This is a genomic window from Dialister hominis, assembly GCF_007164725.1.
Classification (GTDB): domain Bacteria; phylum Bacillota; class Negativicutes; order Veillonellales; family Dialisteraceae; genus Dialister; species Dialister hominis.
In genome coordinates this window covers 1,758,254-1,781,207 of sequence record NZ_AP019697.1, presented here as the reverse complement: position 1 = coordinate 1,781,207, position 22,954 = coordinate 1,758,254, and the positions used below count along the sequence as shown (strand labels likewise).

Annotated in this window: 22 protein-coding genes; 21 read left to right on the top strand and 1 reads right to left on the bottom strand. The window is 50.4% G+C overall.

Going from position 1 to position 22,954, the window contains the following annotated elements; translation table 11 throughout:
- The first annotated feature begins 106 nt into the window (after positions 1 to 106).
- From Dia5BBH33_RS08250 to Dia5BBH33_RS08150, 21 genes are all read left to right on the top strand, one after another.
- Positions 107 to 886 carry a TatD family hydrolase gene (locus Dia5BBH33_RS08250; protein WP_143332749.1) on the top strand — a complete coding sequence of 260 codons (780 nt, stop codon included), beginning with the start codon at positions 107 to 109 and terminating at the stop codon, positions 884 to 886.
- Between the two features lie 133 nt (positions 887 to 1,019).
- Positions 1,020 to 1,580, top strand: coding sequence for a TetR/AcrR family transcriptional regulator (locus Dia5BBH33_RS08245; RefSeq protein WP_143332748.1), 561 nt, complete (start codon positions 1,020 to 1,022; stop codon positions 1,578 to 1,580).
- On the top strand, positions 1,573 to 3,567 hold the full coding sequence (gene ftsH, locus Dia5BBH33_RS08240) for an ATP-dependent zinc metalloprotease FtsH (RefSeq protein ID WP_232518034.1): 1,995 nt from the start codon (positions 1,573 to 1,575) through the stop codon (positions 3,565 to 3,567). Before Dia5BBH33_RS08245 ends, ftsH begins: the two co-directional genes overlap by 8 nt.
- Before the next feature lie 183 nt (positions 3,568 to 3,750).
- Positions 3,751 to 4,872 (top strand): efflux RND transporter periplasmic adaptor subunit, encoded by a 1,122-nt coding sequence (locus tag Dia5BBH33_RS08235; protein ID WP_162501780.1) that lies wholly within the window; start codon positions 3,751 to 3,753, stop codon positions 4,870 to 4,872.
- A 15-nt stretch (positions 4,873 to 4,887) separates the two neighbouring features.
- Positions 4,888 to 7,983 (top strand): efflux RND transporter permease subunit, encoded by a 3,096-nt coding sequence (locus Dia5BBH33_RS08230; RefSeq protein WP_143332746.1) that lies wholly within the window; start codon positions 4,888 to 4,890, stop codon positions 7,981 to 7,983.
- Between the two features lie 137 nt (positions 7,984 to 8,120).
- Complete coding sequence (locus Dia5BBH33_RS08225) at positions 8,121 to 8,609, top strand: GNAT family N-acetyltransferase (RefSeq protein ID WP_370797049.1); 489 nt, start codon at positions 8,121 to 8,123, stop codon at positions 8,607 to 8,609.
- A 281-nt stretch (positions 8,610 to 8,890) separates the two neighbouring features.
- On the top strand, positions 8,891 to 9,373 hold the full coding sequence (locus Dia5BBH33_RS08220) for a hypothetical protein (protein WP_143332745.1): 483 nt from the start codon (positions 8,891 to 8,893) through the stop codon (positions 9,371 to 9,373).
- A gap of 194 nt (positions 9,374 to 9,567) precedes the next feature.
- Complete coding sequence (locus tag Dia5BBH33_RS08215) at positions 9,568 to 10,038, top strand: MarR family winged helix-turn-helix transcriptional regulator (RefSeq protein WP_022382465.1); 471 nt, start codon at positions 9,568 to 9,570, stop codon at positions 10,036 to 10,038.
- A 128-nt stretch (positions 10,039 to 10,166) separates the two neighbouring features.
- Positions 10,167 to 10,904: a gamma-glutamyl-gamma-aminobutyrate hydrolase family protein gene (locus tag Dia5BBH33_RS08210; protein ID WP_143332744.1), complete on the top strand. Its 738-nt coding sequence runs from the start codon at positions 10,167 to 10,169 to the stop codon at positions 10,902 to 10,904.
- Positions 10,905 to 11,486: 582 nt separating this feature from the next.
- Positions 11,487 to 12,599, top strand: a complete 1,113-nt coding sequence (locus Dia5BBH33_RS08205; protein WP_022382463.1) for a glycosyltransferase family 4 protein — start codon at positions 11,487 to 11,489, stop codon at positions 12,597 to 12,599.
- A gap of 34 nt (positions 12,600 to 12,633) precedes the next feature.
- On the top strand, positions 12,634 to 13,791 hold the full coding sequence (wecB, locus tag Dia5BBH33_RS08200) for a non-hydrolyzing UDP-N-acetylglucosamine 2-epimerase (protein WP_143332742.1): 1,158 nt from the start codon (positions 12,634 to 12,636) through the stop codon (positions 13,789 to 13,791).
- Positions 13,792 to 13,879: 88 nt separating this feature from the next.
- A complete protein-coding gene (locus tag Dia5BBH33_RS08195) occupies positions 13,880 to 14,116 on the top strand; it encodes an AtpZ/AtpI family protein (protein ID WP_143332741.1) in 237 nt (78 codons plus the stop codon).
- Between the two features lie 7 nt (positions 14,117 to 14,123).
- A complete protein-coding gene (locus Dia5BBH33_RS08190) occupies positions 14,124 to 14,507 on the top strand; it encodes a hypothetical protein (protein WP_143332740.1) in 384 nt (127 codons plus the stop codon).
- 44 nt (positions 14,508 to 14,551) lie between these two features.
- Positions 14,552 to 15,214 carry a F0F1 ATP synthase subunit A gene (atpB, locus tag Dia5BBH33_RS08185; RefSeq protein WP_143332739.1) on the top strand — a complete coding sequence of 221 codons (663 nt, stop codon included), beginning with the start codon at positions 14,552 to 14,554 and terminating at the stop codon, positions 15,212 to 15,214.
- 132 nt (positions 15,215 to 15,346) lie between these two features.
- Positions 15,347 to 15,598 (top strand): F0F1 ATP synthase subunit C, encoded by a 252-nt coding sequence (gene atpE / locus Dia5BBH33_RS08180; RefSeq protein ID WP_143332738.1) that lies wholly within the window; start codon positions 15,347 to 15,349, stop codon positions 15,596 to 15,598.
- A gap of 42 nt (positions 15,599 to 15,640) precedes the next feature.
- Positions 15,641 to 16,135, top strand: a complete 495-nt coding sequence (gene atpF, locus Dia5BBH33_RS08175; protein WP_143332737.1) for a F0F1 ATP synthase subunit B — start codon at positions 15,641 to 15,643, stop codon at positions 16,133 to 16,135.
- A 2-nt stretch (positions 16,136 to 16,137) separates the two neighbouring features.
- Positions 16,138 to 16,683, top strand: coding sequence for a F0F1 ATP synthase subunit delta (locus tag Dia5BBH33_RS08170; RefSeq protein WP_179951942.1), 546 nt, complete (start codon positions 16,138 to 16,140; stop codon positions 16,681 to 16,683).
- Positions 16,684 to 16,698: 15 nt separating this feature from the next.
- Positions 16,699 to 18,243 (top strand): F0F1 ATP synthase subunit alpha, encoded by a 1,545-nt coding sequence (gene atpA / locus Dia5BBH33_RS08165; protein ID WP_143332735.1) that lies wholly within the window; start codon positions 16,699 to 16,701, stop codon positions 18,241 to 18,243.
- A 5-nt stretch (positions 18,244 to 18,248) separates the two neighbouring features.
- Positions 18,249 to 19,130, top strand: a complete 882-nt coding sequence (atpG, locus tag Dia5BBH33_RS08160) for an ATP synthase F1 subunit gamma (protein ID WP_022382454.1) — start codon at positions 18,249 to 18,251, stop codon at positions 19,128 to 19,130.
- Positions 19,131 to 19,163: 33 nt separating this feature from the next.
- Positions 19,164 to 20,597 (top strand): F0F1 ATP synthase subunit beta, encoded by a 1,434-nt coding sequence (atpD, locus tag Dia5BBH33_RS08155; protein WP_022382453.1) that lies wholly within the window; start codon positions 19,164 to 19,166, stop codon positions 20,595 to 20,597.
- A gap of 3 nt (positions 20,598 to 20,600) precedes the next feature.
- The gene (locus tag Dia5BBH33_RS08150; protein WP_143332734.1) at positions 20,601 to 21,020 is read left to right on the top strand and encodes a F0F1 ATP synthase subunit epsilon; all 420 of its coding nucleotides are present in this window, start codon (positions 20,601 to 20,603) and stop codon (positions 21,018 to 21,020) included.
- 154 nt (positions 21,021 to 21,174) lie between these two features.
- On the opposite strand, the gene Dia5BBH33_RS08145 is transcribed toward Dia5BBH33_RS08150, so the two are convergent.
- Positions 21,175 to 22,752, bottom strand: a complete 1,578-nt coding sequence (locus Dia5BBH33_RS08145) for an IS1182 family transposase (protein WP_143332102.1) — start codon at positions 22,750 to 22,752, stop codon at positions 21,175 to 21,177.
- Positions 22,753 to 22,954: the final 202 nt, after the last annotated feature.

Genomic DNA, 22,954 nt, shown 5'->3' with positions numbered 1-22,954 from the left:
GGGATGACCATTTCTCGCAGTTCTTTTTTATTTCCATACAAATCGGCAAGGCTCTGTTTCTTACGATTTCCTCATGTCATGGTAAAATAATAAAAAAGGAGGAATTATGGAAACGAAATATTATGATATCGGTTTGAACCTGTTCACCCGTTCCTTCCCGGACCCGGAGAAGATCATACGGAATGCGGAAGAGGCCGGGGTGCGCTGCATCCTGACCGGCTCGGAAGCGCGTGAGAATGAGCTGGTGGCAGATTTTGTGAAAAATCATGACGTATGGGGCACGGCGGGCATCCATCCGCACAGCGCCGATACGGCGAAGGAAGAAGATGTTGAGCGCGTCAGAGAGCTTGTCATGACGAATCCGAAAATCGTGGCTGTCGGAGAGACGGGCCTTGATTACGATCACATGTATTCGAAGAAGGAGAACCAGATCCATTTCTTCAAAGAGCTTCTGGATGTGGCTGAGGAAACGGGAAAGCCGCTCTTCCTTCACGAAAGGGATGCAGCGGATGATTTCATTGCCTGCTTCAAGGGCCATGAGGATCTCTGCCGCCGTGCAATCGTCCACTGCTATACGGGGGACAAGAAAACGCTTGAGCGCTTCCTCGATATGGGCTTCTACATCGGCATCACGGGATGGATCTGCGATGAAAGGCGCGGGGAGACTCTGCAGGACGCTGTTTCCATCCTGCCTTTGGACCGCGTGATGATCGAGACGGATGCGCCGTACCTCACACCGAGGGGCTACCACCTGCCAAGGACGAACGTGCCGCAGAACATTACCTACGTGGCAGAAACGCTTGCCAGGTACATGCAGGTGCGCCTCGATCCGCTTCTCGAAGCAGCGAAAAAGAACACAGAAGACTTCTTCCACATCAAGAGCTGAGGGTCTCAAAAAAGACTCTCAGGTTTCACATGAGACACTATTGACTCATTTCAATGTGTATGATATGATTGTCTCATCTAAGACAGAAGTGTCTTATTTGATACAGTATAGTTGCAAATGAGAGAGGTGTTTTATGGAAACGGGGACCAGAGAAAACGAATTGAAGAAGCTGGCTTCCGCGCTCTGTACGAAACCGGGAGGCTCTGCCAGGGATCTGGCAGCGGCGGCCGGGATCAGCAAAGCGACATTCTACAGGGTGTATTCATCCAAAGACCATTTAGAAGAAATCCTGACGGAAAGGGCTGAAGAGGTCGTCGAAGGCCTTTTTGCCATTACGGAGAAGGATATCACGAGCCGCAATGCGCTTTCGGAAATGATGCGCTGGTGCTGCGACAACCGCGAGTACCTGATGTTCCTCTGCCGCTCGGCTCTTCCTGGCGACAGCTGCGTGGACACATGCCGCTGCTCGTATGACGACAGGATGAGAGCATTTTTCCTGAAGGGCCAGCAGCGAGGCGAATTCCGCGTCGATGTGCCGGCCGCTGTGATGGCGGAAATTTTCGGCGGCGAGATGGCCGCTTTGTTTGAAGCAGAAAGCCGGGGCCGGATCGCTTCGGCGATGATGGCGGATTATTGGGAGACCATATTCCTGTTCGGTGTGGAAGGTAAAGGAAAGAAGGAAAGCCATGAATAATATGAATGAGGTGAAATCACCGAAGAAGCCAGTCTTGATGTACTACGTCATCATCTTCCTTCTGGTGATTCTGTTCAACTCCGCGGTCATGCCTGCATGGCGTGAACAGCAGGTGAAGGAAGTCGACTACTCGACATTCATGAACCTGACGGATGAGAAGAAGATCGACAAGGTCGAAGTGGATGAGAACCAGATCCTCTTTACGGAAAAGGGCGACACGAAGCAGACTTACAAGACAGCTCTCATGAATGACCCGCAGCTCGTCAGCCGTCTGCATGATTCCGGCGTCACATTCACCGGACAGATCGTGGACAAGATGAACCCGATCCTTTCCATCCTGCTCAGCTGGGTACTCCCGATCCTGATTTTCTTCTGGATCGGCCAGTACATGAATAAGCGTCTCATGAAAAACATGGGAGGCGGACCGGGAGCCATGCAGTTCGGCCTCGGCAAATCCAATGCGAAGATCTTCGTCAAACCGACAGACGGCATCCGCTTTGCCGATGTAGCCGGTGAAGATGAAGCGAAGGAAGGCTTGCAGGAGGTCGTCGAATACCTCCACAATCCGTCCAAGTACAAGGAAATCGGCGCGAAGATGCCGAAGGGCATCCTCCTCGTCGGACCGCCAGGCACAGGCAAGACCATGCTGGCCAAGGCAGTCGCAGGGGAATCGAACGTACCGTTCTTCTCCATTTCCGGTTCTGAATTCGTAGAAATGTTCGTCGGCATGGGCGCAGCCAAGGTCAGAGACCTCTTCAAGCAGGCGAAGGAAAAAGCACCATGTATCGTATTCATCGATGAAATCGATGCCATCGGCCAGAAGAGAGGCGCGACCTCCATCGGCGGCAATGATGAACGTGAACAGACGCTGAACCAGCTCCTCACCGAGATGGACGGCTTCGAAGAAAACACAGGCGTCATCATTCTGGCGGCAACAAACCGTCCGGAATCCCTCGACCCCGCACTGACCCGTCCGGGCCGTTTCGACCGCCAGGTGCCGGTCGTCCTCCCAGACCTTCAGGGCCGCGTGGAAATCCTCAAGGTCCATGCTGCCAAGATCAAGACAGCTCCGAATATTGATTATGACAAAGTAGCGCGCATGGCTTCCGGCGCATCCGGCGCTGAGCTTGCGAACATCGTGAACGAAGCAGCCCTCCGCGCTGTCCGCGACCACAGAAAAGTCGCAACGCAGGAAGACATGGAAGAATCCATCGAAGTCGTCATTGCAGGCTACCAGAAGAAGCATGCGATCCTGACAGACAAGGAAAAATGCGTCGTCGCATACCATGAAATCGGCCACGCTCTCGTGGCTGCCATGCAGACACATTCCGCTCCTGTCCAGAAGATCACAATCATTCCTCGTACAAGCGGCGCTCTCGGCTACACGATGCAGGTCGAAGAAGGCAACCATTACCTCATGAGCAAGGAAGAAATGGAAAACCAGATCGCTACCCTGACCGGCGGCCGCGCAGCTGAAGAAGTCGTATTCCATACATCCACAAGCGGCGCTTCCAACGATATCGAAAAGGCTACCCGCCTTGCCAGAGCCATGATCACACGCTTCGGCATGAGTGATGAATTCGGCATGGTCGCTATGGAAACCGTCACGAACCAGTACCTCGGCGGAGACACGACACTCGCATGCTCGCCTGAAACTCAGGCAAGAATCGACAAAGCCGTATCTGCCCTCATCAAGAAGCAGTACGAAAAGGCTGTCCAGATTCTGGAAAACAACAGAAGAACACTCGATGCTCTTGCGAAATTCCTGTATGAAAAGGAAACCATCACTGGCGAACAGTTCATGGGCATCGTAGAAGAACAGAAGAAAGCATCCGAAGGAAATGGCAGCGCGCCATCCGCTCCTTCCGCTCCATCTGCTCCATCTGTCCCGGAAACCCCGCCCGCTGAAGCTCCCAAAGAGGATGCTCCGGCACCGGGCGCTCCCCAGCCAGTCAAGAACGTACCACCCCTTAATCTGGAGAGGTAACGAAGAGTAATCAGTAATTAATAGAAGAGGATGTGCATGAAAAGTGTGCATCCTCTTTTTTCATGGAATCTTTATGGAATAATTTCCATTTCCTTCTATGGAAGAAGGGGCTTGTATAGTACAATAAATAAAACTGATGCATTCGCAGCTCCGGGCTGCTGCCTTTTGACTGGAGGCATGACCATGGACTTTAAGAATAAAAAGACAACGATTGCGCTCATCGTGTGCGCGGTCATTCTGGCGCTGATCGGCTGGCGCGTCTGGGCGAATATCCAGGCGAAGAAAGCCGAGGCGAACCGAAGCGGCAAGGAGAAGGTCGCTGTCGTGACGGCGGCTTATCCTGAGAGAAAGACGATCGTCCCGAAGTTCCGCTTCTCGGGGACGCTTGATCCTGTCTGGCAGGCAGATGTCGCCGCCAAGGTGGACGGACGCATCGAACAGGTGCTCGTCAATGAAGGCGATGCTGTCAGCGCGGGCGAGGTCCTTGCCATCCTTGACCGGACAGATACGGATGCATCGCTTCTCAATGCCAAAGGGCTCTATGCGGATGCCAAGACGGATTATGAAAAAGCGCAGGCAGATCTTGCGCGTTATACGAAGCTCTACGCAGCAGGCGCTATTTCCAAGGAAAGCCTCGACAATAAGCAGTTCGCCCTGGAGAATGCGAAGGGCAAGCTGGATGCAGCACAGGGAAATCTGAATTCCGCAGACTCCCAGGCAGGCGGCACGAGGGTGACGACGCCGCGTCCGGGCATCATCCAGAAACGGTACTATCAGGAGGGCTACTATGCCAAGGTCGGCACAGCCCTTTTCCAGATTGCAGATATTTCGACGCTCCTTGCCAAGATAGATGTGCCGGAAGGGTACGTCCAGAGCATTGCTGTCGGAAATCCTGTCGAGATCCATATCCCGTCCATGAGCGGGGACAATAAGACTGTCCAGGGCATCATCACAAGGATCAGCCCGGTGGCGACGCTGCCTGCCCGCACGTTTGAAGCGGAAGTTTCCGTAGACAATTCGGATGGAAGGCTCCGCGGCGGCGTGTATGCCGATACGACGCTCACGGCGAACCCGAAGGACAATGCGCTGACGATTCCGATGTCTGCGATCGTCATGAGAGACGACCAGAGGACGGTCTACGTCATTGAAGACGGCCACGCCGTGAGGAAGGTCATCACGACGGGCTATATCGGAGAGAATCTTGTCGAAGTGCTGTCGGGCCTTTCAGAGAAGGACCAGGTCATCACGGGAGGACAGAATAAGTTCAAGGAAGGCGGCCAGGTCAAAGTATCAGGCGAAGGCTGATTTCAGGGGGAGCCTATGATCAAGACATTCATCAACAGGCCCGTATTCACGACCATGTTCATCCTGGTCTTCGTGGTATTCGGGCTGTGGTCGTACCCGAAGCTTGGCGTCGACCTCTATCCGGACGTCGATCTCCCGCTCGTCGCCGTCACCGTCACCTACGAAGGCACGGCGCCGGAGGAAATGGAGACGCTCGTCACCAAACCTATAGAAAACCGCATCAGCCAGGTCTCTGGCATCAAGACGATCACCAGCACCATCCGTGAAGGATATTCCCAGACGGTGCTGGAATTTGAGATTGGTACGGATCCAAGACAGATGGCGTCCGAAGTACGCGAAAAAGTGGCAGGCGTGAGGAAACGTCTGCCTGACGACATCGATGAACCAGTCGTTGCGCGTTTCGATTCGGCATCAAGCCCTGTCGCTACATATTCCTTTTCTTCGGACACAAGGAGTACGGGGGAAATCCGCCGCCTCCTGAATGATTCCGTCGTCGACCGCCTGCAGATGGTCGAGGGCGTTGCTGATGTCAATGTCCACGGTGCATCCGACCGCGCAGTGAAGGTGCATGTCAATTCGGAAAAGCTCAAAGCATACGGCATTTCTTTCCAGACAATCTTGGCCAAGGTCAATAATGCGAACCTTAATACCCCGGGCGGCAAGATCCGTGACGACCACAATACAATTACCGTCCGCACGATGGGCAAGCTCAATACGATCGATGATTTCAAGAACATCGTCGTGGCCAATATCAACGGGAAGCCGGTCTACCTGACCGATGTCGCTGATGTCGAAGATGCTTGGGAAGACGAAGAAACGTACTCCCGCACGAACGGTGTGCCGTCTGTCCTCATGTCTGTCAGGAAGCAGTCGAGGACGAATACGGTCAATGTCATCGACAGCGTCAATGAAGAGCTCTCTGCCATCGAGAAGAGCGACCTCCCTCCGGATATCAAAGTCAATATCATCAATGACCAGTCCCTCTTCATCCGCGAGAACGTAGGGGACGTATGGAACACGATCATTTTCGGCGGGTTCCTCGCGCTCCTCATCACGTACCTCTTCTTAGGGGACCTTCGCGCGACGATCATCGGCGGCCTCGCCATCCCTGTGTCCGTCATCTCGACCTTCTTCCTGATGCGGACGCTCGATTTCACGATGAATAACATGTCCCTCATGGGCCTTTCGCTGGCCGTGGGTTTTTTGATCGACGATGCCATCGTCCTTGTTGAAAATATTTTCCGCCACATGGAGCTCGGCAAGCGGCCGAAGATTGCCTCTGCCGATGCGACGAAGGAACTGATGCTGGCCATCCTTGCCACATCCATGTCCCTTCTGGCGGTATTCGTGCCGATCGGCAGCATGGGTGAGACAATCGGGCAGTACTTCAAGCAGTTCGGGCTGACCGTCGCCTGCGCCGTCGTCTTCTCGACGATCTGCGCCTATACACTGACGCCGATGCTTTCCGCCTACTGGCTGAAGCTTCCTGATGTGAGTACCAAGGGACGGCCGAGAATCGTCAGCATGATCCTTCGCAAGTTCAATTTCGGGTTTGAGAGAATCCGTCTTGTCTATAACCGTTTCATGATGTATGCCGTCGAGCGTCCGTGGAAGATCGTCCTCATCGCCGTGGCAACGCTTGGTTTCAACCTGCTCCTCATCCCGTTCGTAGGGACTGAGCTGCAGCCTGTCTATGACTCGGGTGAATTCCGTGTCAACTTGAAAGCGCCTCCGGGCGTGGGCCTTCTCCAGATGGAGGAATGGTCCAAGCCATTGGAAGAAACGATTCTGGAAGAGCCGGAAGTCCGCGTTTCTTCTATGTGGCTGGGCGGCACAAGAACGCCTGTCAATGAAGGCGGCATCAATATCAAGCTGAAGCCGCTCGATGAAAGAGACCGCTCCATGACGGAAATCATGGCAGACCTTAGAAATAAATTCTCGGACATCGGCACGATGCAGGTCGGTGTCGTCACAAACCAGGGCGGCCGCAATGATCCGCGTCCTGTCCAGATCGGCCTTCGCGGAAGTGATTTGAAGAAACTGACGGGGTATGCGAACGATCTTGCCGAACGCATCCGCCAGGTGCCGGGTGCAACGGATGTCGAAGTCGTCGGCATCTCTCCGGAGCCTGAAATCGTTGTTCGCCTGAATCAGCTCAAGGCAAGCCAGCTGGGCCTTGATAATACAGAAGTCGGCAAAGTCGTGCAGTATGCCTTCCAGGGCAAGAGCACGAGTCATTCCTACACGATCGGAAACGATGACTACGATATCATCCTCCAGATGGGAAAGGACGACAGAAGGACGCTTTCCGACGTGCAGAACCTTCGCGTCTCCACGACGAACGGCACCTTCGTCCGCCTGGGTGATATTGCCGATGTCACGCTCTCCTCGGGCCCGACCCGTATCGGCCGCGAAGGACGCCAGAGACAGATTGCCGTTTATGCGAATGCTGCCGGCATTTCTTCCGGTGAACTGCTGAGTGAAATCCAGAACAAGATTATTCCGGATATGAATATGGAAATCGGCTACAATTACAAGCTGATCGGCGACTCGGACATGATGGGCCGCGTCTTCAAAGAAATTGCAAAAGCCGTCATCCTTGCCATCATCCTTATTTACATGGTGCTCGGTGCAGAATTTGAAAGCTTCCGCCAGCCGCTTGTCATCATGATGAGTCTTCCTTTCGCGGTCATCGGTGCCGTGCTTGCGCTCCTTCTGGCCAACCAGACGGCAAACATGATGTCCCTCATCGGTTTCACGATGCTGCTCGGCCTTGTCACGAAGAATGCCATCCTCCTTGTCGACTATGCCAACCAGGCAAGAGACAGGGGCAAGGATGTGAAGTCTGCGATCCTTGAAGCGTGCTCGCTCCGTCTTCGTCCGATCTGCATGACAACACTCTCGACCATCCTCGGCATGCTACCTGTCGCCCTCGGCCTTGGCGCCGGCGCAGAGCTCCGCCAGTCCATGGGCGTCGTTTTGATCGGTGGTCTCACAACCTCGACGCTTCTGACACTCGTCGTCGTACCATTGATTTACCTTTTGACGGAACGTCACACAAAGAGAAATTTGAGTGACGAAAGCACAAACCCACAAACTCAAAATGGATGATTTTTAATAGCAAAAATTCATAAGCGATATAATAAAATTTTATACAATATAAATGAAACGTATATTATAACCCATGGGGTATCTGAATACATACCTATAATACGAGATGTATTAATGTTTGGCGGAGGTTATGAATGATGGAAATCATGATAAGAAAAGGGAAAGCAGACGATGCCGCGGATTTAGCGGACGTTGAGACTGCATGCTTTCCGCCGGCAGAAGCTGCCACGGCTGAAGAAATCGCTGCGCGCCTTTCCGTCTATCCTTCCCATTTCTTCCTTCTTTATGCGGACGGAATTTTGACCGGCTTCATTGACGGCATGGTGACAAATGAGAAAGACCTTAGGGATGAGATGTATGCCGATGCCTCCCTCCATGATGAAGCGGGGGACTGGCAGATGATATTCGGGCTGAACACACTCCCATCCTATCGGAGACTTGGTCTTGCCGGCCGCCTCATCGAAGCCATGAAAGAAGACGCGAAAAAACAGGGCAGGAAAGGAATCGTTCTCACCTGCAAAGAAGAGCTCATTCACTATTACGCAAAGTTCGGCTTTGAAAATGAAGGAAAATCAAACTCCTCCCACGGGAATGTCACCTGGTACCAGATGCGCCTCACATTTTGAGAATGACAGAATTGACCGTGTTGACAATGACTCAATTTAGGGAAATTTAAATTTGTCAACGATCAAGGGGCAAGATGCAGGATATCACGTGCAAAAGGATTTCACATTGTATAAAATCTATTTATACCCCATTACAAGAAAACGTGAAATATATAATAGATAGCTATGTTCTGGCGGTTTTTATCCGCTGTGAATAAATCGTATATTTTTCTTCCTATAGCGCGTTCGATATTTTATAATATATACAGTATACTTATATACCAATCATGCAGGAGGTATGCATGAAATTTCGCTGTGTATGGAGCATCGTGCTAATACTTGGCCTGGCAGCAGCCGGGACGCAGGCAGAAGCGGCGGGGGACAGGGCGGTGATTGCTCATTCCGCTTACGATCTGGAAGAAAAAGGAAATCAGGAATTCAGCACTCGTTCACTCTTCACGGAAGACGGGACGGGAAAGCAGGAGACTACGTTTTTCTTTAATGACGGTTTCGGCCGTCTGACGGAATTTCATGAGTACACAGAAGGCGCGAGGATGTTTCTGATCATCCGGCAGAACATGAACGTCGTCTGGCAGGGAAGCTGCCGCGTCACGGATCACCGGTTCTCAGTCTATAGAAGGGAATCGAATGGACGTGTTTATTTTCAGATACGCATGGGTCAACATGAGTATTCCGCTGAAATCGGCCGTGATGACCGGTGGACCGTTACGGAAAGCGGTCTTCCCGTTGCCTCGGATCCCATAGAATTATCGTGGAATGCCTGACAAAAGCCGGGCCCGGTGACAGGGGACTTCATGACAATCATGAAATCCGCCTTTTCTAATTCGGGGGAACGTAGTATAATAATTGCAATTGTTTTATAAGAATGATTTGCATATTTACATGACTATGGACCAGAGCGCATGACCGGATACCTATCCTTATGGAGCGTTAATCAATAATCGAAAGGGTGAGAGCTATGAAGAAACAGATTCATTTAAGAGCGGAAGATCTGAACAACAGCGACAAGCTGGGGCTGACCTACAACCTGGGGCAGGTGCACAAGCGTATGCTTCTTCGTCAGTCGGGCATCATGAAGAAGTTCGGCCTGACCGCACGTCAGTCGCTGATTATCGCTTACCTTTCCACGCATAAAAAAGATGTTGTCACCCAGAAGACACTGGAAGAACATCTGCACCTGACGAATCCGACCATTACTGTCATGGTCAAATCCATGATCGACAACGGCCTGATCCGCAAGGAACGCGTGCCGGAAGATGCAAGAAAGTACAGACTGTACATGACCGAGAAGGCAAAACAGGTCGAAAAGGCAAGCCTGCAGGCTGCCAAGACACTCGACCAGTCCTTCTATGAAGGCGTATTAGAGAGCGATTTGAAAGTTTTCAAGGGCGTTCTTGGCCAGATTGCGAAGAATCTGGATATGGTTTGATAAGAAGCGGGAAAAGGATGCACACGATTTGCGGTGCATCCTTTTTTGTTGCGCAAGTTATAGTTTCATTTTCTTCGTTTTGCTGTATAATGAACGGAAAAGCCCCCTACAAGGGAACGGAGGTTAAAATGAGAAAACCAATCGTGGCCGTTACGGCCGATACACTTCTGGCTGAAATGAAGCCAATCAATCAGAAAATGGCGGACTATGCGCCAAGACCTTTGATCGACGCGCTGGGACGCAATGGATTCCTTCCCGTAATCCTTCCATACAATGACTATGCGGAAGCAGAAGAACTCGTCGGCACCTTCGATGCCCTCGTCCTTCCAGGCGGCCCGAATCCGACGCCGCGCTTCTACCATGAAGATCCGATCTGGAGCATCGGGCCGACGTATGAGAAGAGAGATAAGTTCGAAATCGACCTCATACAGGCATGCATCAAGGCAGGAAAACCGATCCTCGGCATCTGCCGCGGCCTGCAGATCCTGAACGTCGCTCTGGGCGGCACCCTCTGGCAGGACATGCAGTCGCAGAATTCAGGCGCCTTCATCCAGCACATGCAGAGAGCACCGGGAAATATCGCGACGCACTATATCGAAGTTGAGAAAGATACAAGACTGATGGACATCTTAGGCGAGGGCCTCTACGTCAACTCCCGCCACAGAGAAGGCATCAAGAAACTCGCCCAGGGCCTCCGCCCGGCCGCAAGGACAAGAGACGGCGTCATCGAAGCCGTCGAAAGCGAAGAAGGCGACCTCCTTGCCGCCGTCCAGTGGCATCCGGAAAACATGGACCCGGAAACCATGGACCCCCTCTTCCGCGCTTTCATGGACAGAGTCCTGAAACATATGGGCATAGAAGAATAAAAGAAAGGGCTGCAGCAGGATGATTTCACATTCTGCTGCAGCCCTTTTGCATTTCTTTTACATCCCTGCTTTATATTATACATAGTAGATAATAATAAATAAAAGAAATCCATATTCATCAATCAGAAAGCGAAAACAATGACGGGGAGGTTATGGGAAGAAGGATTCATCAACTTTTGGACAAAGAAAAAGAGGACCGGTTCGCGCCGGTCCCCAAAAATAAAACAAAGGAAAAGGGATATAAGGAGTGAACCTCTTATGTGAGAAACGTAAGAGGCTGCTAATTGTGAGGACAAATCAGGATCCGTACATCCGGATTTGCCTTCAAAGAGAGTATATCATATAATTTTCGATTTTGAAAATATATTTCAATTAGAATTTGATAAGAATTATCGAAATTACATTACATGCTATGATTTTATCGGGAAAGCGGTATTCATGGATAGGAGAAAAGGCAAATGAAATCCGATGTTTCCTGTCTTTTTGGAAAAAGAAATTTAAAAAGCGTATGCTTTTCTCATTTCTCTTGACCGCGCTCTGTGGTAGAATGGACTTGAAATGTCTTTTTTAGGAGGTGTTACGTTGTTCGCTTATGCGTTCACGTTTCTTGTCGCGCTTGCCGTCACGTTCGTACTGACGCCTGTCGTGAAGAACTTCGCCATCCGCATCGGAGCCGTAGACAAGCCTGACGCCAGGAAGGTGCATCACGGGCTGGTACCCCGGCTCGGAGGCCTTGCGATTTACGCGGGCTTCATGGTCTCTGCGATCACGACGATCGGTTTTACGTATGAGATGGTCGGCATCATGGCCGGCGCTACGTTCCTGATCATTGTCGGCGTTGCGGACGACGTCGTTTCCCTGCGCCCGAAGGTCAAGCTTCTGGGGCAGATCATTGCGGCAGCGATTCCTGTCGTGATTTTCAACATCAATATTGACTGGATCAATGTGCCATGGCATGGCATCGTCTACCTGCCGGCTGTCATTTCCATCCCGCTTACGATTTTCTGGATCATCGGCTTCATCAATACGGTGAACCTGATCGACGGGCTCGACGGCCTTGCTGCCGGGATTGCGACGATCGCATCCATTGCCATCGCCCTTCTGGCTTTCCAGATGGGACAGTGGACAGCAGCGGCAGCCATGGTCGCCATGACCGGCGCATGCCTGGCATTCCTGCAGTACAACTTCAACCCGGCTAAGATTTTCATGGGAGATACGGGCTCGATGTTCCTGGGCTACATCATTGCGGCTGTTTCCGTCATGGGATCTATGAAGACAGCTGCGGCTGCCGTCCTGATCGTTCCGCTCGTTGCGCTTGCCGTGCCGATCACGGATACGCTTCTTGCAATCGTCCGCAGGAAGAGCAGCGGCGTTCCGATTTTCTCGCCGGATAAGAACCACCTGCATCACAGGCTCCTTGCCAAGGGCCTCAATCAGAAGCAGGTTGTCCTCATCATGTACGCACTGACCGCCTTCTTCTCCTGCATCGCTCTCGTTGTCATCCACCTGAGCCTCTGGGCAGGGATTGCCATCGTGGCAGCTGCTCTCATCCTCTTCATCCTCTGGGCAAGGAAACTCGGGGTCATGAAGGAAATCGTTCCTTCCCCTTACCAGATGAAAATGAAGAAGGAAAAGGAAGAAAAGGGTAAAGAATCCAAGTCGAAAGGGCCGGAAGAAAAGCCGGCACTGAAATAAATCCGGGCGACCGGAATCAAGGGAGATAAGGGATATGTTAAAGGTAATGACGATATTCGGCACCAGACCGGAAGCCATCAAGATGGCGCCCCTTGTCAGGGAACTGCTGAAGCATGAAGAAATTGATACCAAGGTCTGCCTGACCGCCCAGCACAGGGAAATGCTCGATCAGGTCGTCGACCTCTTCGGACTGCCTGTCGACTATGATCTCGACATCATGAAGAGCGGACAGTCTCTCTATGACATCACCGCCCGCGTCCTCCGCGGCCTGGAAGATGTACTGAAGAAGGAAAAACCGGATTACGTCCTTGTCCACGGCGACACGACGACGACCTTCACGGCCGCTCTTGCCGCTTTCTACCAGCAGATCCGCATCGGACACGTCGAAGCAGGCCTGCGCACGGGAAATCTTCTTTCCCCGTTCCCGGAAGAAGCGAACCGCCAGCTGACAGGCGTTCTTGCTAATGTGAACTTCGCACCGACAGAAACAGCCCGTCAGAACCTTCTCCGTGAAAACAAGAGCGATGATTCCATTTTCGTAACAGGCAATACCGTCATCGACGCGCTCCTTACAACCGTCAAGAAGGATTACCATTTCGAAGATCCGGAAATCGAAGCCATTGAAGAACACAAGAGAGTCATCCTCGTGACGACGCATCGAAGAGAAAACCTGGGCGACCCCATGCACCACGTCTACAGAGCGCTCCGCCGCCTTGTGGAATCCGTGCCGGATACGGAAGTCGTCTTCCCGGTTCACAGGAATCCGCTCGTACGCGAAGCTGTTTCCGAAGAACTCGAAGGAGTTCCGGGCATCCATCTCGTCGACCCGATGGAATATGAACCATTCACAAACCTCATGGCGCGCGCTGCCATCGTCCTCACCGATTCCGGCGGAATCCAGGAAGAGGCGCCGAGCCTCGGGAAACCGGTCCTCGTCCTTCGCGACACGACCGAAAGACCCGAAGCCGTCGAAGCCGGCACGGTCCGCTTAGTCGGCACGGATGAGGAAAAAGTATTCCAGACGGCGTACAAGCTTCTTACCGATGAAAAAGAATACAAAGCAATGGCAGAAGCAGTCAATCCATATGGCGACGGCAAATCTGCAGCACGCATCGTTGATTATTTACTTTGGAAGGAAAGAATCAGCGGCAAAAAACCTATGAAATTTATAGCCAATAAAGAATCATTATGATATACTGAAACAGTATAAATAATTTTTTGCGTCTTGTTCATTACTGAAGGGGCGCAATTTGATGAGATAATCCCGTTCCGGAGCGAATATGGATGAGAAGCCGAAGAAGAAAAACAAACCTGTTTCTGATTTTGATGCTCTCCATAGTATAGCTGTAGCTACGGGCGCCGGATTCACATTGCTGTCGTCGATCGGCGTGGGCGTCTGGCTTGGGCTTAAATGTGATAAGTATTTTGGCACGAAGCCCTTCGGATTGATTGTTCTGTCCATTGTAGGTGCCGCCAGCGGACTCTGGTCCGTCGTGAAACAGATGCTGGGGAAATAAACTGAAAATGAACTGTGATTCTGCATTTCCGGATTACACAAAGAAAATTACATATCTTCTGCTGGTTCTCGCCGCTGTTGGCGGGATCGTCACTCAGTTGATCTGGGGGTGGCGGGTTAGTGTCGCTTTTTCGCTGGCGGCTCTTTTTCACGCTGCCTTTTTCCTGTTTCTTAGAAAAATGTATCTCTTCTGGACAGAAACCGGCAGAGATAACTTATTCATCGGCCGCCGCATCGCGGGATTTGCTTCCGGCCGGTTTTTCATTGAAATCCTGCTTTGTGTTCTCGTCGTGGTATTCACGCCGCTGAACATTTTAGGTTTTTTAGCTGGCTTACTATCACTGGTGGCTGCAACCTATTGGGAGCGAATCGCCAGTGCTATTAAGGAATAACTGTTTTTTTCTTGACATTCCAGTAAGAGAGAGGGGGTGAGATTATGCATCTTCATACAGGTACGCATGCTGTACAACAGTTGCTTGGGATGCAGGTCAACATGGACACCATTTTTACAACATGGCTGACTGCACTCATTGTTTTCCTTGTTGTCTTTGCCGCATCCCGCGGAAAGAAACTGGTCCCGACCGGGGTTCAGAACTGCGTTGAAATCCTTGTTGAGGGCCTGCTTTCCCAGTTCGAAAAGAACGTAGGACCTAAGTACAGACAAGTCGTGCCGGCTCTGCTGACGCTGTTCCTGTTCATCTTGACAGCTAACCAGCTCGGGCTTCTGCCGACGGAACACCTGACAGCATCACCGACCAGTGATATCAATACGACACTGGGCCTGGCGCTTGCGGTCACGCTCCTCATTCACGTCCTGTTTATTGCCAATCAAGGCGTTGGGAAATGGATCAAGCACTTCTTTGAACCGTTCCCCGTATTCGTCTTCATCAATTTGGTAGAAGAAATCTCAAGACCAGTTACACTGGCTATGCGTCTATTCGGCAATATTCTGGCCGGCGAAATTCTTTTGGAACTGCTGTACGCTCTGTGCCCCTGGCTCATACCGATCATCTGGATCGCATTCAGCGTCTTTGTAGGGTGCGTACAGGCGTATATTTTCACGACATTGTCTTCTGTGTATCTGAAACATAGTTTGTGATCGTCCATGGCAGCGCCGTCTGCGTAAACCGGTACCTATTTTGTTTAACACGGCGCCGTCCGTCCAAACGGTACTTAAAATCATCCGGATGCCCCGGAAAATTCAAATTATCCTCAGGAGGAATTAATCATTATGGAACAGGCCATTATCGTTCAGTATTCTCTTATTGCAGCAGCAATCATCTCTGGATGCGCTTCTCTGGCAGCAGCATTCTCTGACTCCCGTGCAGCAAGCTCCGCTCTCGAGGGCATGACCCGCCAGCCTGAAATGGCAGGCTCCCTGTTCACCAACATGCTCGTTGCTATCGGTCTGATCGAATCTATTCCGATTATCGCTATCGTCATCGCTATTGTCCTCGTATTCGCTAACCCATTCCTTGGATAATAATTCATAACGATTGAGTTATTTCACTAAGGAGGGAGCTCATTGGTAGACATTAACGGTACACTGCTGATTCAGATCGTTAACTTCCTCATCTTTGTTGCCATTTTGGGCCATTTCTGCTACAAACCGGTCATTAAAGTGCTGGACGAACGCAAGCAGCACATTAAAAATGATCTGGATTCTGCTGCAAACAACAGAGCAGACGCTGAAAAGCTGAAAGAAAGCTATGAAGCTCAGCTCCGTGACGCAGAAGTCAGAGCACAGGAGATTGTAGACAAAGCAGTCAAGGAAGCCAAAGTACAGGCGCAGGCACAGATTGACGAAGCACATGCAGCTATTCAGAAGTTTAAGGACCAGGCTACCCAGCAGATCGAAAGAGAACGTAAGGACGCTCTCGAAGATCTGAAGGCTCAGGTAGCTGACCTTTCCTGCGAAATCGCTGCTAAGATCATCAGTAAGAACATGACACCGGACGCAAACGACCGGCTCATCGCGGAAAGCATCGCCAAGCTGGATGCTAAAAAAGCGGGTAAATAATCATGGATAAGAACGTAGTTCTTGCAAGAAAATACGGTCGCGCCATCTATGAAATAGCCGCTGAACAAAACAGCCTTGAAAAAACTGGAGAAGAACTTCACTTAATCGCTGACACCATCATGGGGAACGATGAACTGAAGCAGCTTCTTTTCCATCCTCTGCTTGCGAAGGATGTCAAGAAAGATACATTAAATAAATTATTTGCAGATAAGGTTCAGCCTGTAGTTCTGCAGTTCTGCTATGTCGTCATCGACAAAGACCGTTTCACCGATTTCCCGGCAATGGTCGACGTCTATGAGGCTCTGGCTAATGAAGGCATGGGAATTGAAGAAGCAGTGGTTACATCCGCTCTTCCGCTCACCAAAACCCAGGTCGAAGCCCTGAAGGCAAAACTTTCCGAAATCACTGGAAAGAAGATTGTCATGAAGCAGAAGGTAGACTCGGCGTTGATTGGTGGTTTTACCGTCCAAGTAGGCGATCGCCTGATCGATGGATCCGTGGCTAGACAGCTGCAGACTTTGAAACATATTATGAAACAAAGAGATTGAGGTGACTTCTAGGAAATGAAAATCAGTTCAGATGAAATTACATCTGTCATTAAAAAACAGATTGAAAACTACAAAGTAGACCTCAATGTCGATGAAGTAGGTACGGTTCTTGAAGTCGGCGATGGCATTGCCCATGTGTACGGCCTTCAGAATTGCATGGCCGGCGAACTGCTCGAACTTCCGAACGGCGTATACGGCATGGCACTCAACCTGGAAGAAAGCAACGTAGGTGCCGTTCTTCTGGGTCGCTCCGAAACCATTAAGGAAGGCGACGTTGTTAAGAGAACAGGTCACCTGATGCAGGTTCCGGTAGGCGATGCAGTTATCGGACGCGTAGTAAACGCGCTCGGACAGCCAATCGACGGCAAAGGCGAAATCAAAACCGACGAATATCGCGACATTGAAATCAAAGCACCGGGCATTGCTGACAGACAGCCAGTTAATGTACCGCTGCAGACAGGTCTGAAATCCATTGACTCCATGGTTCCGATCGGCCGCGGCCAGCGCGAACTGATCATCGGCGACCGTGGTACTGGTAAGACGGCTATCGGCATCGATACCATCCTGAACCAGAAGGGTCAGAACGTTATCTGCATTTACGTATCCATCGGACAGAAAAACTCCAACGTTGTCCGTGTATATGAAAAATTGAAACAGGCCGGCGCTATGGATTACTCCATCATCGTTCATGCCGGCGCATCCGAAGGTTCCCCGATGCAGTACCTCGCACCATACTCTGGTGTATCCATCGCTGAACACTTCATGCATCAGGGCAAAGACGTCCTCATTATTTATGATGACCTCTCCAAACACGCAGTAGCATACCGCGCAATGTCCCTGCTGCTCCGCCGTCCGCCAGGACGTGAAGCTTATCCAGGCGACGTATTCTATCTGCACTCCCGTCTGCTGGAACGTGCTGCCCGCCTCTCCAATGAACTGGGCGGCGGCTCCATCACCGCACTGCCGATCATCGAAACATTGGCAGGCGACGTAGGCGCATACATTCCGACCAACGTTATTTCCATCACCGACGGCCAGATTTATCTGGAAACCGCACTCTTCTATTCCGGTATCCGTCCGGCTATCAACGTAGGTCTGTCCGTATCCCGTGTAGGTGGTTCCGCACAGATCAAAGCTATGAAACAGGTCGCAGGTACCCTGCGTCTGGATCTGGCACAGTACCGCGAACTTGCTGCATTCGCTCAGTTCGGTTCCGACCTGGACGCTGCAACCAAGGCACAGATTGACCGCGGTCAGAGAACGACTGAAATCCTGAAACAGCCGCAGTACACCCCATACCCGGTCGAAGACCAGGTACAGGTCCTCTACGTAGCAGTTAAAGGCTACTTCGATGATGTTGCAGTTGACGAAGTCGTTGATTTCGAACACCGCATCCTTGCATTCCTCCACAGCACCCATCCGGAAATCGGAGAAGACATCGTGAAGAACAAGAAGCTGACAGAAGCAAACGAAGAGAAACTGAAAGCAGCTATTCTTGAATTCAAGGAACGTTACGCAGCTACGAAATCCCAGGATAAGTCTGAAACGGTAGAGGGGTGATCTGATTGGAAAGTACGCGTGATATAAAAGGGCGCATTAAATCTGTCACCAACATCCAGCAGATCACAAAAGCAATGAAGATGGTTGCCGCTGCCCGTCTGCGCAAAGCAGAAGAAAAAGCAAACGGCTCTCGTCCTTATGCTGAAAAGATCGGAGAGCTCTTGCGCCGTGCTTCTTCGGTAACTCCCGATTTTACCAGCTCGCTCTTCAGAACAGGCAAGGTAAAGAAGGTCGGCTATCTGGTCATCAGCGCCGATAAAGGCCTTGCGGGCGCTTTTAACTCCAACGTTATGAAGCGGACACTGCAAGAAATCTCCGGAAGGGATCGTTCCGAATACGCTCTTTACGTTTGCGGAAAACAGGGTAGAAACTACCTGAAATTCCGTGGATACGATCTTGATTCCTATCATTTCGGCTTTTCTGATAAACCTACCGCCCAGGATTCCATCGATCTCGCGAAGGAAATGGTTGACTACTTCGTGACCGAGGAAGTGGACGAAGTTTATGTGATTTACACGAAATTCATCACCGCTCTGCATCAGCAGGTACTCGTCGAGAAGATTCTTCCCGTCGAAGCTCCTGAGGCAGATGAGGAAACCGGCAACGGATCTGAAAAGAAATGGAAAGAAGCGCCATACATTTTCATGCCTGACGCTCACACAGTTCTCTCCAGACTCCTTCCGGAATACGTACAGGTCAAGGTTTACAACGCCATGCTCCAGTCCGCTGCTTCCGAACTTGGAAGCCGTATGGCTGCCATGTCCGCTGCAACCGACAACGCTACGGAAAGAATCGCCGACCTCAACCTCACGTACAACAAAGCACGTCAGGCTCAGGTCACCAACGAAATTTCCGAAATCGTCGGCGGCGCAGCTGCGCTTGAATAAACCGCTTAACATATTAAGGAGGAATGCTTCTTCATGGCAAATGAACAGGAGATGCAGGTAGGTAAAGTAGTCCAGGTCATCGGCGCAGTCGTTGATATTGCTTTCGATGATGATAAGGAACTTCCTGCCATCTATAACGCAATCCATGTAAAAGATGATAAAGCCAGCGTTCCTGTTGATGTCATCTGCGAAACCATGCAGCATCTGGGCGACGGAGTCGTCCGCGCTGTTGCAATGAGTTCCACAGACGGCATGGTACGCGGCATGAAAGCCGTTGACACCGGCCGTGCTATTGCAGCACCGGTAGGCGACGGCTGCCTCGGACGTATTTTCAACGTCCTTGGACAGACAGTAGACAACGACCCGACGAAAGTCGACGCAGCTGACTACTGGCCGATTCACCGTGAGGCACCGGCCTTCAAAGACCAGTCTCCGGCAGCTGAAATTTTCGAAACAGGCATCAAAGTCGTAGACCTTATCTGCCCATACGCAAAGGGTGGTAAAATCGGTCTGTTCGGCGGCGCAGGTGTAGGCAAGACAGTCCTGATTCAGGAACTGATCCACAACGTCGCAACCGAACATGACGGCTGCTCCGTATTCTGCGGCGTAGGCGAACGTACCCGTGAAGGCAACGACCTTTGGGGCGAAATGAAAGAATCCGGCGTCCTGAACAAGGTTGCCCTCGTATACGGCCAGATGAACGAACCGCCGGGAGCTCGTATGAGAGTTGCTCTGACAGGTCTGACAATGGCTGAATACTTCCGCGATAAGCAGGGACAGGACGTACTGCTCTTCGTAGATAACATTTTCCGTTTCGTTCAGGCAGGCTCTGAAGTATCCGCACTGCTCGGACGTATGCCGTCCGCCGTTGGTTATCAGCCAACCCTGGCAACCGATATCGGCGAACTGCAGGAACGTATTACATCCACAAAGAACGGCTCCATCACATCCATTCAGGCAGTATACGTACCGGCCGACGACTTAACCGACCCGGCTCCGGCAGGCGTATTCACCCACTTGGATGCTACCACCGTATTGAACCGTTCCATCGCCGAACTCGGCATTTACCCGGCAGTAGATCCGCTCGACTCCACTTCCCGTATTCTTGACCCGAACGTACTCGGCGAAGAACACTACGAAGTAGCCCGCGGCGTACAGGCTATTCTGCAGCGTTACAAGGAACTCCAGGATATCATCGCCATCCTCGGTATGGAAGAACTTTCCGACGACGATAAAGTCATCGTTGCTCGTGCAAGAAAGATCCAGAGATTCCTGTCTCAGCCGTTCTTCGTAGCTGAACAGTTCACCGGCTCCCCCGGCAGATACGTTTCGCTGAAGGAAACCATCAGAGGCTTCAAGGAAATCCTTGCAGGCCAGCATGATGACATGCCAGAAGGCGCATTCTACATGGTCGGCACTATTGACGAAGCAATGGAAAAGGCTGAAAAGATGAAGAAAGGGGAATAAGCCATGGCTGATACCCTTGAAAATCCAATGCACGTCGAAGTCATCAGTCCAGACGGTCCTATTTTTACACAGGACGGCGTGGATCTGGTGGTTGCCCGTGCGGAAGACGGCGAATTCGGTATCGAAAAGCGCCACCTTCCCCTTGCTGCTGCTCTCGAAATGTGCTGCGTGCGCATAAAGACAGGTGACAAGGAACAGAGAGTTGCCGTATTCGGCGGCTTCCTTGAAGTCAATGACAACCACGTCAACATCATCGCTCCTCTTGCTGAACTCGCAGACAACATCGACGTTGCCCGCGCTCAGGCAGCTAAGAAACGCGCTGAAGACAGACTGGCTTTTAAGAAAGAAGACGTCGATGTAGATCGCGCCAGACTCGCGCTCATGCGTGCCCTGGTTCGTCTCAAAACGACTAGAAATCTCTAATCAAATAAAAGGGGGCTGTGACAAAATGGTTAATCATTTTGTTGCAGCCTCTTTTTTGCGTCTTTATTTCATCATTTTTAGCTCTGCTGTAAGCCTTTTACGTAAAAATGCGCGTAAGCCCCCTTACCCCCATAAGACTTTTAATTATATTGTCTTAGGCGGCAATCCTTATACGCATTATTTTTGTGATGTATTTCCTTAAATTATAGCCAAGTGCTACCAGGTATAACTCGGCTTTTACAGAATCTATCCCTTTTCTGACGATTCTTTTGTACCATCTGTCATGTTTCATGATTCCAAAAGTTCCTTCAGCCTGGATTGACCGGTTCATTCTTAGCAGGGCTCCATGGATGCTTTCCAGATTATCCTGAACCTCCTGGTACATGTTATTCCGTTCTCTGCTCAATGAGATTCTTTTGTTCTTCGGGGTCTTTTTACATTGCTCTGCCAGCGGGCATCCTTGGCAGTCTTCGCATTCAAATACTTCCTCCTGCCTGCCGTATAAGTTCCCTCTGACCAGATGTCTATAGATAAATTTGAAAGCCCTGTCATTTGGACAACGGATGGTTCCATTCTCATCAACTCTAAAGTTTATTGGCCGAAACGGATTGGTATGGTATTTCTTGTCTTTCGTTTCTTTCTTGTACATGGGGAATTTCATATACTTTTCCATACCGTGCTGCTCGCAATAGATGTAATTGTTGAAAGATCCATATCCTGCATCTGCCACAGGATACTTAGGATAAGCCCCATAGACTTCGTGGAATTCCTCCATCAGCGGTACGAAGCAATCCATATCTGAACGATACTGGTTAACATCAATTACGGCAATAAATTCATCGGCAACACCTATTTGGACATTGTATGCAGGCAGAAGCTGATCATTTCCCATGTAGTCCGACTTGATTCGCATGAATGTTGCATCCGTATCGGTCTTCGAATAACTGTTTCTGGAAGTACCGCATATCTGTATCTTCTCAACATATTCTTCAAGTTTTGATGTATATGCCTTAAGCTGCTCATACTTGCGTTGATGATCGGACTTGCGATGCCCGCTTCCATGAACAAAGGCCGTCTCATCAATCTGCCAGATTTCTTTTAATTTATCCAATACCAGACGCAGATAGTCCGGAGCGTATTCTGTATTGATGTTTACACTCATATGGTCATACTTAAGATCATCATTGAGTAACTCAAAAAGGCTGGTAATCTTGGCAAAAAGCTTGTAGCGGGATTTTTCAGCGGATTTCTTCCATACCCAGCTGTATTTATTTGCGTTCGCTTCAAACTTGGAACCGTCAATATATATATGCTGCAAATCCACGTTGAGTTTGCCGCAGAGTTCTTTCGTAATTGAATAAAAGATATCCTTGAGAGAATACTTAAGAAAGCCCTTCACGAAATGACAGAATGTCCGATAGGATGGGGCTTCATAATTCATCAGGTACATATATCTGATATTAACCCTGCAATTATCTTCAAGTTTTCTAAAAGAGCAATATCCTTCTTCTGCGAAACCATAGATGATCGTTTTCAGCATGTTGACGGGATTATACCTGGGTCTGCCAGCGCCACGCGTCGGTATGTAACGAAGGTACTTTTTAAGATCGATTTCCTCCATAAATCTGTCATACATTAAAACAGGATCATCGACATTGAGAATCTCAGAGGGAAACATTGGCAAAATGCCTTGTTCTGCGGTAAAATGATTGCTAGTGTTGTTATTTTTCATTGTAAAAAATTATAACACGAAAGGCTCTGCCCCGGACCAAATGATCCGGGGCAGAGCCCTTTTTGTTGGGATGAATTTTGTCACATCCCCTTTTTTGATGCGCGTATGTCCCTTTCAGCAGTCGACAGTTTCATCAATAAAAGGTATAATAAATATAAAGGCATAATAAACATAATAACAATATGAAGAATTTCATTTGAAT

Coding starts and splice junctions, on each gene's coding strand:
- atpD (WP_022382453.1), top strand. CDS start 19,164: ATGGCAAATGAACAGGAGATGCAGGTAGGTAAAGTAGTCCAGGTCATC.
- Dia5BBH33_RS08170 (WP_179951942.1), top strand. CDS start 16,138: ATGGATAAGAACGTAGTTCTTGCAAGAAAATACGGTCGCGCCATCTAT.
- Dia5BBH33_RS08245 (WP_143332748.1), top strand. CDS start 1,020: ATGGAAACGGGGACCAGAGAAAACGAATTGAAGAAGCTGGCTTCCGCG.
- ftsH (WP_232518034.1), top strand. CDS start 1,573: ATGAATAATATGAATGAGGTGAAATCACCGAAGAAGCCAGTCTTGATG.
- atpA (WP_143332735.1), top strand. CDS start 16,699: ATGAAAATCAGTTCAGATGAAATTACATCTGTCATTAAAAAACAGATT.
- Dia5BBH33_RS08225 (WP_370797049.1), top strand. CDS start 8,121: ATGGAAATCATGATAAGAAAAGGGAAAGCAGACGATGCCGCGGATTTA.
- Dia5BBH33_RS08230 (WP_143332746.1), top strand. CDS start 4,888: ATGATCAAGACATTCATCAACAGGCCCGTATTCACGACCATGTTCATC.
- Dia5BBH33_RS08190 (WP_143332740.1), top strand. CDS start 14,124: ATGAACTGTGATTCTGCATTTCCGGATTACACAAAGAAAATTACATAT.
- atpB (WP_143332739.1), top strand. CDS start 14,552: ATGCATCTTCATACAGGTACGCATGCTGTACAACAGTTGCTTGGGATG.
- Dia5BBH33_RS08210 (WP_143332744.1), top strand. CDS start 10,167: ATGAGAAAACCAATCGTGGCCGTTACGGCCGATACACTTCTGGCTGAA.
- Dia5BBH33_RS08250 (WP_143332749.1), top strand. CDS start 107: ATGGAAACGAAATATTATGATATCGGTTTGAACCTGTTCACCCGTTCC.
- Dia5BBH33_RS08215 (WP_022382465.1), top strand. CDS start 9,568: ATGAAGAAACAGATTCATTTAAGAGCGGAAGATCTGAACAACAGCGAC.
- Dia5BBH33_RS08195 (WP_143332741.1), top strand. CDS start 13,880: ATGGATGAGAAGCCGAAGAAGAAAAACAAACCTGTTTCTGATTTTGAT.
- atpE (WP_143332738.1), top strand. CDS start 15,347: ATGGAACAGGCCATTATCGTTCAGTATTCTCTTATTGCAGCAGCAATC.
- Dia5BBH33_RS08220 (WP_143332745.1), top strand. CDS start 8,891: ATGAAATTTCGCTGTGTATGGAGCATCGTGCTAATACTTGGCCTGGCA.
- wecB (WP_143332742.1), top strand. CDS start 12,634: ATGTTAAAGGTAATGACGATATTCGGCACCAGACCGGAAGCCATCAAG.
- Dia5BBH33_RS08150 (WP_143332734.1), top strand. CDS start 20,601: ATGGCTGATACCCTTGAAAATCCAATGCACGTCGAAGTCATCAGTCCA.
- Dia5BBH33_RS08235 (WP_162501780.1), top strand. CDS start 3,751: ATGGACTTTAAGAATAAAAAGACAACGATTGCGCTCATCGTGTGCGCG.
- Dia5BBH33_RS08145 (WP_143332102.1), bottom strand. CDS start 22,752: ATGAAAAATAACAACACTAGCAATCATTTTACCGCAGAACAAGGCATT.